At 63.8% G+C, this 13044-nt stretch carries 13 protein-coding genes and 1 pseudogene; 4 read left to right on the top strand and 10 right to left on the bottom strand.

The window, feature by feature from the left end; translation table 11 throughout:
* Positions 1 to 233: 233 nt before the first annotated feature.
* The 4 genes from AXW67_RS13850 to AXW67_RS13835 all read right to left on the bottom strand — a co-directional run bounded on the left by AXW67_RS13850 (position 234) and on the right by AXW67_RS13835 (position 3221).
* Entirely contained in the window at positions 234 to 1268 is a 1035-nt protein-coding gene (locus AXW67_RS13850) for an IS110 family RNA-guided transposase (RefSeq protein WP_063678329.1), read from the bottom strand.
* A 344-nt stretch (positions 1269 to 1612) separates the two neighbouring features.
* A complete protein-coding gene (gene greA / locus AXW67_RS13845; RefSeq protein WP_063678328.1) occupies positions 1613 to 2095 on the bottom strand; it encodes a transcription elongation factor GreA in 483 nt (160 codons plus the stop codon).
* 41 nt (positions 2096 to 2136) lie between these two features.
* Entirely contained in the window at positions 2137 to 2619 is a 483-nt protein-coding gene (locus AXW67_RS13840; RefSeq protein WP_063678327.1) for a hypothetical protein, read from the bottom strand.
* Between the two features lie 176 nt (positions 2620 to 2795).
* On the bottom strand, positions 2796 to 3221 hold the full coding sequence (locus AXW67_RS13835; RefSeq protein ID WP_063678326.1) for a hypothetical protein: 426 nt from the start codon (positions 3219 to 3221) through the stop codon (positions 2796 to 2798).
* A 285-nt stretch (positions 3222 to 3506) separates the two neighbouring features.
* On the opposite strand from AXW67_RS13835, the gene AXW67_RS13830 reads away from it, so the two are divergent.
* The gene (locus tag AXW67_RS13830) at positions 3507 to 3740 is read left to right on the top strand and encodes a DUF3551 domain-containing protein (RefSeq protein ID WP_063678336.1); all 234 of its coding nucleotides are present in this window, start codon (positions 3507 to 3509) and stop codon (positions 3738 to 3740) included.
* 376 nt (positions 3741 to 4116) lie between these two features.
* Positions 4117 to 5658: a peroxidase family protein gene (locus tag AXW67_RS13825; RefSeq protein WP_063678325.1), complete on the top strand. Its 1542-nt coding sequence runs from the start codon at positions 4117 to 4119 to the stop codon at positions 5656 to 5658.
* Between the two features lie 64 nt (positions 5659 to 5722).
* Here AXW67_RS13825 and AXW67_RS13820 read toward each other — a convergent pair whose 3' ends face one another.
* The gene (locus tag AXW67_RS13820; protein ID WP_063678335.1) at positions 5723 to 6241 is read right to left on the bottom strand and encodes a hypothetical protein; all 519 of its coding nucleotides are present in this window, start codon (positions 6239 to 6241) and stop codon (positions 5723 to 5725) included.
* Between the two features lie 122 nt (positions 6242 to 6363).
* Positions 6364 to 7911, bottom strand: coding sequence for an acetolactate synthase large subunit (locus AXW67_RS13815; RefSeq protein ID WP_027555067.1), 1548 nt, complete (start codon positions 7909 to 7911; stop codon positions 6364 to 6366).
* Positions 7912 to 8174: 263 nt separating this feature from the next.
* On the opposite strand from AXW67_RS13815, the gene AXW67_RS13810 reads away from it, so the two are divergent.
* Together AXW67_RS13810 and AXW67_RS13805 are read left to right on the top strand one after the other, a co-directional pair.
* Positions 8175 to 8753 carry a L,D-transpeptidase gene (locus tag AXW67_RS13810; RefSeq protein ID WP_063678324.1) on the top strand — a complete coding sequence of 193 codons (579 nt, stop codon included), beginning with the start codon at positions 8175 to 8177 and terminating at the stop codon, positions 8751 to 8753.
* A gap of 84 nt (positions 8754 to 8837) precedes the next feature.
* Positions 8838 to 9653 carry a DUF2927 domain-containing protein gene (locus AXW67_RS13805; RefSeq protein ID WP_063678323.1) on the top strand — a complete coding sequence of 272 codons (816 nt, stop codon included), beginning with the start codon at positions 8838 to 8840 and terminating at the stop codon, positions 9651 to 9653.
* A gap of 174 nt (positions 9654 to 9827) precedes the next feature.
* Here the strand turns inward: AXW67_RS13805 and AXW67_RS13800 are convergent, their stop codons facing one another.
* The 4 genes and pseudogenes from AXW67_RS13800 to AXW67_RS43990 all read right to left on the bottom strand — a co-directional run.
* Positions 9828 to 10628: a class I SAM-dependent methyltransferase gene (locus AXW67_RS13800; protein WP_063678322.1), complete on the bottom strand. Its 801-nt coding sequence runs from the start codon at positions 10626 to 10628 to the stop codon at positions 9828 to 9830.
* A gap of 179 nt (positions 10629 to 10807) precedes the next feature.
* Complete coding sequence (locus AXW67_RS13795) at positions 10808 to 11464, bottom strand: helix-turn-helix transcriptional regulator (RefSeq protein WP_063678321.1); 657 nt, start codon at positions 11462 to 11464, stop codon at positions 10808 to 10810.
* Positions 11465 to 11473: 9 nt separating this feature from the next.
* A complete protein-coding gene (locus tag AXW67_RS13790; RefSeq protein WP_063678320.1) occupies positions 11474 to 12598 on the bottom strand; it encodes a threonine synthase in 1125 nt (374 codons plus the stop codon).
* Positions 12599 to 12674: 76 nt separating this feature from the next.
* Positions 12675 to 13044, bottom strand: a pseudogene (locus AXW67_RS43990) (alpha/beta hydrolase family protein); the annotation flags it as partial.

The raw sequence follows: 13044 nt of genomic DNA, 5'->3' as shown, positions 1-13044 counted from the left end.
TGTCGATGTCGCTCACGGGCTCGCGCTTCTCTTCGGAATCGGCACCAGGGCCCTTCCATCATGGGATTCGAGGATGAGGTGGAACAATCTATACCGCGGCCTTGTCGTCAGTTTGAACGGCAGGTTCAAGCGGACTCGCGAACTCACCTCATCCATCGTCCCGCGAGGGACATCTTTCCACTGCTGGGTGGATCTCGATTTTTCTCCTTATCGGGTTTGATCCTGAACGGCTTTCATGCTGCTGCCGTGGCCGGCTCCCGGGTCCACCGGAACTCGGTGCCATCAATCCATATGCGGTGCATGATGACGGCCAGCCGGCGGGCCAGGGCGACGATCGCCCTCTTCATTCCACGGCGCCTGGCGATCTGCATGGCCCAGGCTTTAAGCCATGACCATTTCTTCGAATGCAACATGCTCTGCGCTGCTTCGTAGAGCATCGTCCGCATCATCTCATCGCCACAGCGCGATATCCTACCGCTCCAATCGATCTCGCCTGATTGATACCTGGAGCTCGTCAGCCCAAATACTGCCCCGACTGACTTGGACTTTCGGAATCGGGCTGGCACATCGACAGTCGCGCGATAGGTCAGCGCCACCACCGGGCCGATACCGGGGGTCGTCATCAGGCGCCGGCACACCTCGTCGTCTCGCACGATTGCCAGCAAGCGGCGGTGCAGGATGACGATCTGTTCGCGCAGCGCCCGCCGCACAACGAGCATCGGTTCCACCAGCACCACCAGGTCGGGAATAGTCTCGACAAGCTCCTGGATGCGGGCCTCGAACCTCACCGTTCCGACCATGCCCACCTTGAGGCCGAAGTTACGCAAAGTCCCGCGCAGATCGTTCTCGATGGCGATGGCCTTCGACTGCAATAGCTTACGATGGGTCAGCAGCATACGCAGTTTCTGGCTGCGTAGCGTCTTTACATGCACCGGGCGGTACACTCCCACCCGCATCATCTGAGCGATGCCGCGCGCGTCATTGCGATCGGTCTTGTTGATCTGCGCCTTCAACACCGCCTGCATGTGCCGCGTCTCCACACAGATCACTGGTAATCCGGCTTCGGCGAGAGCGCTGAATAGCCATTGCGATAACGGTCCGGCTTCCAGTCCGATCCGCTTGAAGCGGTAGGCGGGATTCCCCAGAACCTTCAGAAGTGCTTGAGGCTCGCTCGCCACCTTCACTTCCTTCAAGATCTTGCCCGTGTCATCCAAAATACAGACACTCGTCTCCTTGACCGATACGTCCAGTCCGGCAAAATGGTCCATGCTGCGCTTCTCCTTCTGATGCTTGAGGCCGTCACCACGGACCTCGTTTCACCATCAGCCTGAAGCGCAGCACCTAAAATCTTCAGCTATCCACAAGCTGGATCGGCCGATTACCCCATCTATTTGGGGCAAACCGGAAATCTTCCGATGTTCCAACGTCGGCTCCGGGTCAACAGGCGCCGTCCCCCGGATCCAAAGCTCTGTCAGCTTTGATCCTACCAGCGGAAATCTCATACCTTTGCGTTCGTGGAGCCGAGGGCTCTCGCGTCTAGCGTCCCGACACTCGCATCAATGTCCTGCAATTCGTGTTCAAGGCGCTAAATATCACCATCGCAACCGCATCGCTACGCGATCGACAGAATCTCGATCTCCTGATTGCCGGAACCTGCGACGTCTCCGACGGCTTTCCCGATCAGGGATTTTGCGACCGGAGATACGAACGAGATCGACCCGGCTTTCGGATCCGCTTCGTCCTCGCCGACGATGCGATACGTCTGGACGCGGCCATCGGCGCGGCTGAAGGTCACCGTGCTTCCAAAGGCGACCGTATCGGTCGACGACGAATCGGGGACGAGCTGGGCCGTGCGAAGCCTTTCGACGAAGTAGCGAACGTCGCGCAAGGGGCCCGCCGACTGGCGGCGCTTTTCATTGACGTCTTCGACCTGCTGCGCGGCGTCATAGGCTTCGCGCGCTTGCCGAAGCTGCAGCTCCAGCGCCTGCAATCCTGATTGCGTCACCAGGTTGGGATGAGGCGAAATCGGACGGTCCGGCAACAACGTCTCGGACGCGGTTTCGGCACTCTCTTCTTTGGTAAAGGCGACGCTCAATCCTTGGACCTCATCGATAGCTGTCGGCGATTGTAGCGAAACTAAAGCTCGAGGTCGACGTATCGGCGCAGCTTGAAAACGATATCGGGCAACGCCTGGCGGAACCGGGTCGCGTCCCGGAACGTGGTCGAGAACGGCGCGAACGTGATCATGGCGTTCCAATTCCGGTAGCCATAGACCGTGACAGAGACGCCGGACGCCGGAAAATCAACGATCTTGCGCAACTCGCCGAGCACGAGATCGGCAATCACTTCCGCAGGCAGCCGTCGCTTGCCGCCCGGTTGCGGCACGACTTGAGCCGGCTCGATCAGTTGCGCGGACGCGACCGCGCCATTGGAGGCATCCTCGCGCTTCAGCGGCGCCACGTCCGCGATTTGCGCGGCAATCGCTTCCAGTCCGTTCGTCGGCGCAGTTGGCGGGACATCAGCGAGCGGAGGCGGTTCTACGGCGTCGGCGCGCTTGCCTCCTCCAAGAATGCTGCTGATCATCGCCACAAGGCCGGCATCCTTCCCATCATCACTCATGACCGTCCCCAAGGCCCCATCCCCAAGGCTTTGGCCTACTCTAGCACCGCGACCGCAGGCCGCCGCAAGGTAGATCAGATCTGCGCCTGACAAAGGTCTCCAAGGCCGCGCTCTGATCGCGCCCATCTCAGATGATCACTGCGGCGCAACTCGCGTCGCGCCGCCGCGAACATGCGTCACCGCTTATCGAACGGAATGTATTGCTGGTATTGCTTGGGTACGGAGCTGCGATAGCGCGCGGGAACAGTGCCGGTGTCGATGGAATGATCGATCTCCTGCTGCCGCGTCATCTTCTTCTTCGCCGGCTTCTTCGCGGCGCTCTTCTTCGAGCTGGTCGACGGAGTCGAGGTGTCGGTGGTTGCGCTCGGCGGCGTGGTTGCGGCCGGCGTGGAGGTGGCGGCCGGCGCCGTGGTCGCAGCCGCCGGTGCAGTGCCGGTCGCGGCCGGTGTGCTTTCGGCCGGTGTGCTTTGGGCCGGTGTGCTTTGGGCCGGTGTGCTCTCGGCCGGTGTGCTCTCGGCGGGTGTGCTCTGGGCCAGCGCCACCGGTGTCTGCAGAATGAGCGCGAGCACTGCCGTCGCAGCGAGCAAATATGATTTTTGCATCGGAGCCTCCAAGATGCCTGATCCGAATGACGCAAGCGTTAGTCCTGATGAGCAAGCGTAATCCCGCCGGATCAACGCGTGCAAGTCGGCGAGGATAGGCGGGAACCCGCGCGCGAACTGTGGCCGAGATCACATAACCGATAGCTGCCTGCGTCATGATGCGTCACACCCGAAACGCGCTCCCGCGCCGCGGGGCACCAAAGCAGGCAAGACCATGCGGACGAGCGCTGGAAGCGCAAAGGTCCGGCCGACATGGTTCTCACCCCGCATTCGAAGGAGATTGAAATGCGTCGCACCATCCTGACCCTCGCCTCATTCGCTGCGCTGCTTGCCGCGACATTCTCGGCACCGGCACATGCCGCAAGCGACAGATATTGTCTGCAAGGGCGCAGCTGGGGCTATCCCGGCAATTGCCAGTTCGCGAGCTATCAGCAGTGTCTGGCCACGGCATCCGGCACGTCGTCCTATTGCGGCATCAATCCGCGCTACGCGTTCGCGCAGCAGCGCGACTCCTACTGATGATGCGGCGGCGTGCGCGCGCGAGCCTTCCCACGCCGCCACATCTCTTTCGTGCGCACGATCGGGGCCGATAGGTCGACGAAGCTGACATTGTACAGGCGACCGACGACGACGTGCAGACTGCGCGCGAGGCCGCGCAACCGGTGTCGCGCCGCGCGATGACGAGAATGTTATTCGCGAGCGCGCCGGGAAAAATTTGCAAAGCGCGGCCGCAGCTTGTTCACGACGCTCCCTCCCAAACCAGCAACAGGATCGCGCACGTAGCCGTCGAGCAGCTTGTCGCCTCGCAGCGCTTGATCTAGCCTAACCTGCATATCCTTTCGTGAACAACTTTAGCTCTATTCGCTTTTCGTGTGAATTTTCAGGGAGGTTTTTCATGAGCAGCCGCCACAGCATTATTCCGCGCGGTTTGAACGTGACGCGTTCTCCGCTTTCGCAAGGCCGCTTCGGCCGCATGTTCGGCAACCTCACGCCAGCGAAATTCGGCGCCACTGATGCCGACAGTTTCGCTAATCTGTCGGCGCTCGCGGACGAGATGGTGGCCGACTTCGACCCGCCCAAGGACGGCCCCGATGCGGAAGAGAGCGGGATTCCCGCGCTCTACACCTATTTCGGCCAATTCATCGACCACGATATCACCTTCGATCCGGTGAGCTCGTTGACCAAGCAACAGGACCCGGACGGGCTCGTCGATTTCCGCACGCCGGCGCTGGATCTGGACAATCTCTACGGGCGCGGTCCGGGCGACCAGCCCTACATGTACGACAACAGCGGCAAGTTCCTGCTGGGCGAGGCCTTGACGGGCTCCGGCGTATCCAACGCCAGCGATCTGCCGCGCTTCAAGGGCCGCGCGCTGATCGGCGATCCCCGCAATGACGAGAACAGCATCGTGTCGCAATTGCAATGCCTGTTCCTGCGCTTTCACAACCGGATGGTCGACGATAATTCCGCCCTCTCCTTCGAGGAGGTGCAGCAGCGCGTCCGCTTCCACTATCAATACGTCGTGCTGAACGATTTCCTGCCGCGGATCGTCCACGCCAGCGTGCTGAACGACCTCAAGACCACCGGCCACTACGACCGTGGCAAGATCAGGTATTACCACTGGAAGACCTGGCCGTTCATGCCGGTCGAATTTTCCGTCGCGGCCTACCGGCTCGGACACTCGATGATCCGTCCCGGCTATCGGCTGAACGACGCCGACACAATGCTGTTGCTGATTTTTCCAGATCCCGAAGACCCCGACAAGAACGCGCTGACCGGCTTCCGCACGATGGGCCCTGGACGCGCCATCGACTGGGGCCGCTTCATCGACATCGACAAGCGCGCCTATGGCGTCGAGGACGACGCCACCAATGCCGACAACAAGAAGCGGCTTCAGTTCGCCTATCGCATCGACACCGCGCTGGTCGACCCGCTGGGCACGCTTCCGCCGGAAATCGCCTCCGATCCGCCGGCATCCCTTGCGCTACGCAATCTCGACCGCGGCTGGCGGCTTGGCCTGCCGTCGGGCCAAGCGGTCGCCAGAGCCATGCACCTGACGCCGCTCGCGGACGAGCAGATCATCATCGGCAAGGCGGTCGACAAGCCCGAGGAGGGTGATCCGCAGATCAAGATCGCGACCATCGCGAACGGCGCGTTCAAGGGCAACTGCCCGCTCTGGACCTACATCCTCGCCGAGGCGCGGCAGAACCAGACTGCCGTGACGATTCCCGCCACGGGCGGCCCGGATACGATCAACACGCCGCAGCTCGGGCCGGTCGGCGGACGCATCGTGGCCGAAGTCTTCCTCGGCATGATGTTCGGCGACAATTCTTCGCTCCTGTCGCTCGACCCACAATGGACGCCGGTAACGGGACCCGGGTTCGCGCTGAAGGATCTCGTGGCCTATGCGCTGGGTCAGGGGAAGCCGCTGCACTGAGCTCGCCGTTTCGTAAGCTCCGGATATCGCGAAGGCCGCCCTGCCCGGGCGGCCTTTTGCCGCCTCAATGGCCGCCGCCGAGGCCGACCCCCTCCAACCGCGCGGCGAGCCAGAGCGAGAGTGGCCGATCGATGACGCCGCCGACATAGACCTCCGACATCGTCACGTTGCGCTTTGCAAGCACCAGCAGCACGCCGATCCCGTAGGCGAACCAGACATCCGGATCGGTCATCGCCTTCAGCTTGTGCTGGTCGTGCTCCAGGGACGTGTGATTACTCGCCTTGCGCACCTCGACGGCGAGCAGATTGTTCGGGATCTCGCGCTGATGCACGACGACGTCGGGATAGATCGACTTGCCGAGATGGTCGTCGGTCGAGATGATCGTACCGTGCGGCAGGTGCAGCGTGCGCTCGCCGAGCCGGTCGTAGTTGCAGTCGATCGCCCAACCCGGGAACTGCCGCTCGAGATAGACGGCGAAGCGGTGCGTGATGGTGCGCTCACCGACATCCTTCTCGAACAGAAACGTCTCTTGCGCGTAGAAGTCTCGGAGCGCCGCCACCACCTTGTTCAGCTCGGTCTGCATCGTGCCCCTCGACCAGAGCATGATCCGGAAAGGTGGACACCGGTTTTCCGAACGAGATCATGCTCAACCTAAGAACTGGAGCGCGACGTATCGCGCTCCAGGCGCCCCCTTTCGCGTGCACCCTACATCTGCACTTCGATCAGCCGAGGCCCCGGCTCGGCGACGGCTTCGGCCAGCGCCTTGTTGAACTCGTCGGCGTTGGTCACGGCGCGGCCGGGCACGCCCATGCCCTTCGCCATCGCCACGAAATCCAGGGTCGGCCGGTCGAGCCTGAGCATGTCGTTCGCACGCTGGCCGGGCTCGCCGGCGCCGACATTGTCGAACTCGCCGCGCAGGATCTGATAGATGCGGTTGGCGAACACGATGGTCACGATGTTCAGATTCTCGCGAGCCTGCGTCCACAACGACTGGATCGTGTACATCGCGCTGCCGTCGCCGACCATGCAGATCACCTTGCGGTCCGGACAGGCGATCGCGGCTCCGATCGACAGCGGCGTCGAGAAGCCGATCGAGCCGCCCATGTTCTGGAGCCAATCATGCGGAGCAGCGGCCGCCGTCGGCGGGAAGAAGCCGCGGCCAGTGGTCAGGGATTCATCGACCAGGATCGCATTCTCCGGAATTGCGCAGGCGATCGCCTGCGCGATCGAGGCGAAGTTCAGCGCGCCGGTCGGCTTAACCAGTTCCTGCAGCGCCTGCGGCCTGACATCCTTGGCGCTTGCATGCAGCGCGCCGGCAAGCGCCTCCAGCGCCGCGACCGAGTTCTCGCCCCAGGAGGTCATGCGATGGACGTCGCAGCCCTCGGGCTTGAGCATGCTCGGCTTGTTCGGATAGGCGAAGAAGGCCACGGGATCGTCGGCCTCGACCAGCACGATGTGACGGAACTTCGCCAGCATCGGCAGCGCCTGCTCGATCACGTAATGGATTCGATCGATCGAGAACCGGCCGCGGCCGCGCGCCATCTTGGGACGGAAGGTCGGGCCCATCACGGAGCAACCGGTCCTGCCGGCGATGCGCTGGGCCAGTGCCAGTCCGTGCTCGCTCAGCGCGCTGCCGGTCATCAGCAGCAGCGTGCCCTCGCCATCGCCGTGCAGGATCCTCGCGGCGTGCTCGACCGCCTGCGGCGAGTAGCTCGCCCGCTGCTTCTCGGCCGGTACCTCGGCGATGCCGTCGGCCTCGTTCCAGGCGGTATCGGCGGGCAGGATCAGCGTCGCGATCTGCGGCGGCGCGCTTCTGGCGGCAGCAATGGCCGCGGCACCGTCGGCGGCAACCGATTTGGAGTCCGGCGAGGTGCGAACCCAGGACGACATCGGCCGGGCCAGGCCCTCGATGTCGGAGGTCAGCGGTGCGTTGTAGCCGATATGGTAGGTGGCATGCTGGCCGACGATATTGACGATGCCGGAATTCGCCTTCTTGGCGTTGTGCAGGTTGGCAAGGCCGTTGGCGAGGCCGGGGCCGAGATGAAGCAGTGTCGAGGCCGGCGTGCCCTTCATGCGGAAATAGCCGTCGGCGGCTCCCGTCACCACGCCTTCGAACAGGCCGAGCACGCAGCGCATGCCCGGCACACGGTCCAGCGCCGCGACAAAGTGCATCTCGGACGTGCCGGGATTGGTGAAGCAGATGTCGACCCCGCCCTTGACCAGCGTCCGTACCAGACTTTCCGCACCGTTCATCATTCAGCTCCAGCCGGCAATTTCAAAGCGTTCCATTCCGATCAATCATTGTTCGCGCGCCTCGTCAAAGCAATAGCGGGCATCGCGGCCCTGCCCCGCGCAACGACGCATCGTCTTGGCTAACGCTTTTCGGCAAATTGGCGCGGGTTGCGATTTGGCAACGCCAATCGTTAAGGATGGTCCGCTCACGGGGCCGTGGCTTGCGGAACGGGCGCAAATATGGCCTGTGGCTTTCGTTGAATCGTTTTTTTCTGGGGGAAACCATGATCCGGATTTTTGCCGCGCCGATTGCAGCCATCGCACTCCTGACGACCGGGGTCAGCGGCGCGTTCGCGGAAGGGTTCGACACCCGCGACATCATGGGCGGCGGCCCGAACTTCTTCCGCACCGGCGTGAGCGCGATCCCCCGCACCACCGTCACCTATACCGGGACCTACGCACCCGGCACGATCGTGGTGAACACCGCCGAGCGGCGGCTATACCTGGTGCTGCCGAACGGCCAGGCGCTGCGCTATGGCATCGGCGTTGGCCGCGACGGCTTCCGCTGGGGCGGGGTGCACAGGATCACCGCCAAGAAGGAGTGGCCGGATTGGACGCCGCCGTCGCAGATGCTGGCGCGCCGTCCGGACCTGCCGCGGCACATGAGGGGCGGCATCGAGAACCCGCTCGGCGCGCGCGCCATGTATCTGGGCTCGACGCTTTACCGCATCCACGGGTCGAACGAGCCGGAGACGATCGGCCAGGCCGTCTCCTCCGGCTGCTTCCGCATGACCAATGACGACGTCACCGACCTCTATGGCCGCGTCTCGGTCGGCACCACCGTGGTGGTGCTGAACAACTAGGCGGAGCTGCGCGGCGGGAACCGTGCGGGCGCGTGAATTTGCGGTCTTGTGCCCGGCTTGCGAATACGGCAGCGTCGGGCAACGATGAGCGCATCCGTTCCGCCTTCGCCTGTCACTCGCATCGCCCTCGTGGCGCTCGCAGCCCTCGCGTTCGTCGGTGACATCGCTACCATCGCCGCCGCGGCCGAACTGCCCGCGATCGCCTCGCGCCAGCGCGCCGAGAAGAAGAGCTTCACCGACGCCGAGATCGTCGAGGGCTTTTTCAAGACCGCCTTCGGCGCCGAATACCACCTCGCCGGCCGCGTCGACCGCATCCGCAAGTTCGACGGGCCGGTGCGCGTCTACGCCGAGAGCGACCGCGCCGACCGCAAGGCGCAGCTTGCCAGGATCGTGGACGACATCGGCGCCCGCGTGCAGCATCTCGACATCGCCATGACCGACACCAGCGAGGCGGCGAACGTGCGCGTCAAGCTCGTGCGCGACCGCGACCTCTACCGGACCATCGCCAGCTTCTACGGCGCTGAGAAGGCGCGCGAGATCCGCTCCTCGCTCGATCCGCAGTGCCTGTCCGGCTTCCGCAAGAACGACAATTACGAGATCGAGCACTCCGACGTCATCCTCACCGTCGACAACGGCGATTTCACGTTCCTCGACTGCGCCTATGAGGAGGTGTTGCAGTCGCTCGGTCCGATCAACGACACCGCAAGCGTGCCCTGGACCATGTTCAACGACAACGTCTCGATGGGCTATTTCGACGTCTACGACCAGTACATCCTCAACCTGCTCTACGATCCCCGCATCAAGCCCGGCATGACCGTGCAGGAGGTCAAGGCGCTGCTGCCCGGCGTGCTCGCCGATGTGCGGGCCTGGGTGAGACAGGTGAACGATCTGAAGGAGTGAACGGTCTGGCTCGCGAAGCGAGGCGGGTGAGGGGTCTCTCTCCGCGAGTAATCCTCTCGCATTTGAATTCGCTGTAGCGACCCCTCATCCGGCGCGCTTTGGAGCGCAATTGCGCTCCAAAGCGCGCCACCTTCTCCCACAAGGGAAGAAGGGAAAGCAGACGCGATCGCATCCTCACACCTTCCTTGCCTTCGTCATCAGGAACTGCTGGCGCATCACGTTGTTGCTGCGGTCGAAATACTCCGAGATCAGCGCGTCGAACTCGGCGCGGTAGCTGCGCAGCTTGTCCGGTTCGTCCTTGTATTGGACGACGAGCCTGATCAGGGGCCCGATGGTGGATTCCATGGTGCGGCGGAAGTGCTGCGGGCTGAGCGCGGACGGCGTCATCATGTCCATCTCGAAGGAGAGAGCCTTCACCTTGCCCGCGAGGCGGTCGGTGATGATCTTGGGATCGCCCCACAGCACCGGCGAGGCCACCCCCTCGGGCGGCGGCACATGGCGCGCCACCAGCGCGAACATCCGCCCGACATAGAGATGCGGCGGCCAGGTTGAGAAGGCAATGGTGCCGCCGGGCTTCAGCACGCGCAGCATCTCGGCGATGGCGACGTCGGGACGCGGCGCGAACATGTGGCCGAACTGGCTGAGGACCACGTCGAATTCACCGTCGCCGTAGGGCAAATTCTCGGCGTCGCCATCCCTGAAATCGACGTCGAGGTTCACGAGCTGCGCATGCTCCCGGGCGCGCTCGATGAGGACCGGCGACAGGTCGAGACCCCTCACCTTCGCGCCACGGCGCGCCGCCGTGATCGCAACGACCCCGGTGCCGCATCCGACGTCGAGCAGCCTTTGACCGGCGGCCACGCCGGCAAAATTGACCAGCTTGGCCGCGCTCGGCGTCGTGAACACCTCCATCGGCGTGAACAGCGACCAGGCTTCCTTCTGGATCGCCTTGAAACCTGAAAACGGGTCGTTCATGGAACTCTCTCCCTTCGCTCGAACTCCGTCATTATGAGGATGACGACAGATGCCGAAGGTTCAACGCGCGCCTGCGATCAAAGTCCCAAGAACGCGACCGGGCAGCCGCATCAGCGATCTGCGAGGCAAAAAATCGAAACGCCCTCCAACCGCGATCGCGCAGTTGTCAGCCGACCGCATCACCGGGCATCGGCGTACACCGTGGCGCGCGAGACGCCGAGATGGGCCGCGATGATCTCCGAGGAGCGGCGCACCTGCATGCAACCGGCCTCTCGCAATTCACGCAGCAGAATGCGGCGGTCTTCTGTGGTGAGCGCGCGCGGCGTGGTGGCGCGGCGCGCGGCGAATCGGTCGATATGCTCCCGGATGGCGTCGGCGCCGACGGGGCTGAGCATCTCGCGCGGACTGTTTTGTGTATCAACCTTGATGAACTGGCCGATGGCGCTTTGCAGGCCCTGGAACAGCGTCAGGTCGACATTCAGGCAGAGCGCGGCGACGTAGTCCCCATCCGCGTCCTTGATGCCGATGGAGGTGCTCTTGGCCTGCCTGCCGTCCGAAAACGAGTTGGCGTAGTTCGCGATCACCTGCGCGTAATCGGGATCGGCGATGCGGGCGAGACCAAGCTCGGTCGCACCCTGGCCGACCTTGCGTCCCGACAGGTTGTTGTGAATGGCGAGGATCGCGTTCTTGGGATGGGTGAGATCGTGCAGGACGACTTCGCAGAACGGCGCGAAAGTGTCCCCCAGCCCCTTGGCGATCTGCTGCAATTGATCGAACAGCACCTTGCGATCCGCGCCGGCCTTGCTCGAACTCGGAACGGACTTGCGACGGCTCATCGCGCGGTCCTACTGCACGAGATCGGCAACGGTGGTTGCGGCCTTCAGGCCCGTGCCGGTGAGGACCACCACCGTGGTCTCGCTCGCCTTGATCGCTCCGCTACTAGAGAGCTTGTCCAACGCTGCGGCCGCGCTTGCGCTGGTGGGCTCGGCGAACAGTCCCTGCCGCGCCAGCCGCCGCAGGGCGGCGACGATCTCCTCCTCGGCGAGCGCCACGGTGCCGCCGCCGCTCTCGCGCAATGCGCCGATGATCTCGCGCAGGCGCAGGGGATGCTTGATCGCGGTGCCTTCGGCGATGGTCTTGTGCACCTCGCGGGCGACCTGCGTATCGATGCCGGCCTGAAAGCTCGCATCGATCGGCGAGCAGTTCAGCGGCTGCGCTGCGAACAGGCGCGGCAGTTTTGCGATCTGGCCGGCCTTGAGCAGCTCGCGGAAGCCGAAGGCGCAACCGAGCAGGCTGCTGCCGGCACCGACGGGAACGATGACATTGTCGGGCGCGCGAAAACCGAGATCCTCCCAGATTTCATAGGCGAACGATTTGGTGCCTTCGAGAAAAAACGGCTGCCAGTTGTGGCTGGCATAGAAGGTCTGGTTCGACTGCCGGATGGCCTCGGCCTCCGATTCCTCGCGCGGGCCCTCGACGAGTTGCACCTCGGCGCCATAGGCGCGCACCTGCGCAATCTTCGCGGGCGACGTCGAGGCCGGCGCCAGGATCTTCACGCGCATCCCGCCGGCAGCGCCGAGCCCGGCCATGGACGAGCCGCCATTGCCGGAGCTGTCCTCCAGAATGGCGTCGACACCGATCTGCCGCAAGAAGGACAGCATCACCGCCGAGCCCCTGTCCTTGAAGCTGCCGGTCGGGTTGAACCATTCGAGCTTGAAGAACGGGCGCAGGTCGCCCCATGCCTGCTGCACCAGCGGCGTGCAACCTTCGCCGAGCGTAATCGGGTTTTTGATCTCGACCGGCAGCGCCGCCCGGTAGCGCCAGAGCGAGCGCGTGCGGCTGTCGATGTCCTCGCGCGACATGCCGGCCCCCGGCGTGACCAAGAGCGGCGTGCGCTCGTCCGAGCACCAGCGCGGCTGGTCCAGCGGATAGAGCTTTCCGTTGCGCGGGTCGATGTAGCTGGCAGACATGGCGTTCTCCTGGAAGGCCGGTCTGGACTATATGTCTGAAATTGGACGTTTTGTCGAGATCGCTAGACGGTGCGGATCACGGCACGGCTGCGAGATGCTCGCGGAAGAACCGCGTGACGTTCGCGTTGAAGTCGCGATGGAACGCGGCCCTGTCGAAATCCACCGGGTTGTCGGTGCAGATGCGCGGGATCGCAGCCGCGAGCTCCGGCGAGCAGGGCACGAGGAAGGCAAAGTGGCCGGCCGGCACGGCATGAAATTCACGCTCGCTCGGCAGAATTTCGGCGATGCGTGCGGTGCCCGAACCATCGCCGACACCCGGGCCCCCTCGCTCGGATCGCCAATACTGCAGAGGGATAGTGATGGCGGCGAGAGTGTCGCGCGTAAACAATACTCCGGTCGAGGGATCGACGATCACGGCGGCCCGGATGCGCGCATCTTGAGGCGGG

Origin of the sequence: Bradyrhizobium neotropicale (assembly GCF_001641695.1) — a bacterium.
GTDB classification, from domain to species: domain Bacteria; phylum Pseudomonadota; class Alphaproteobacteria; order Rhizobiales; family Xanthobacteraceae; genus Bradyrhizobium; species Bradyrhizobium neotropicale.
This window is presented reverse-complemented; position numbering and strand designations above follow the sequence as displayed.

Coding starts and splice junctions, on each gene's coding strand:
- AXW67_RS13825 (WP_063678325.1), top strand. CDS start 4,117: ATGAGCAGCCGCCACAGCATTATTCCGCGCGGTTTGAACGTGACGCGT.
- AXW67_RS13795 (WP_063678321.1), bottom strand. CDS start 11,464: ATGAGCCGTCGCAAGTCCGTTCCGAGTTCGAGCAAGGCCGGCGCGGAT.
- AXW67_RS13850 (WP_063678329.1), bottom strand. CDS start 1,268: ATGGACCATTTTGCCGGACTGGACGTATCGGTCAAGGAGACGAGTGTC.
- AXW67_RS13800 (WP_063678322.1), bottom strand. CDS start 10,628: ATGAACGACCCGTTTTCAGGTTTCAAGGCGATCCAGAAGGAAGCCTGG.
- AXW67_RS13790 (WP_063678320.1), bottom strand. CDS start 12,598: ATGTCTGCCAGCTACATCGACCCGCGCAACGGAAAGCTCTATCCGCTG.
- AXW67_RS13835 (WP_063678326.1), bottom strand. CDS start 3,221: ATGCAAAAATCATATTTGCTCGCTGCGACGGCAGTGCTCGCGCTCATT.
- AXW67_RS13815 (WP_027555067.1), bottom strand. CDS start 7,911: ATGAACGGTGCGGAAAGTCTGGTACGGACGCTGGTCAAGGGCGGGGTC.
- AXW67_RS13840 (WP_063678327.1), bottom strand. CDS start 2,619: ATGAGTGATGATGGGAAGGATGCCGGCCTTGTGGCGATGATCAGCAGC.
- AXW67_RS13805 (WP_063678323.1), top strand. CDS start 8,838: ATGAGCGCATCCGTTCCGCCTTCGCCTGTCACTCGCATCGCCCTCGTG.
- AXW67_RS13820 (WP_063678335.1), bottom strand. CDS start 6,241: ATGCAGACCGAGCTGAACAAGGTGGTGGCGGCGCTCCGAGACTTCTAC.
- AXW67_RS13830 (WP_063678336.1), top strand. CDS start 3,507: ATGCGTCGCACCATCCTGACCCTCGCCTCATTCGCTGCGCTGCTTGCC.
- AXW67_RS13810 (WP_063678324.1), top strand. CDS start 8,175: ATGATCCGGATTTTTGCCGCGCCGATTGCAGCCATCGCACTCCTGACG.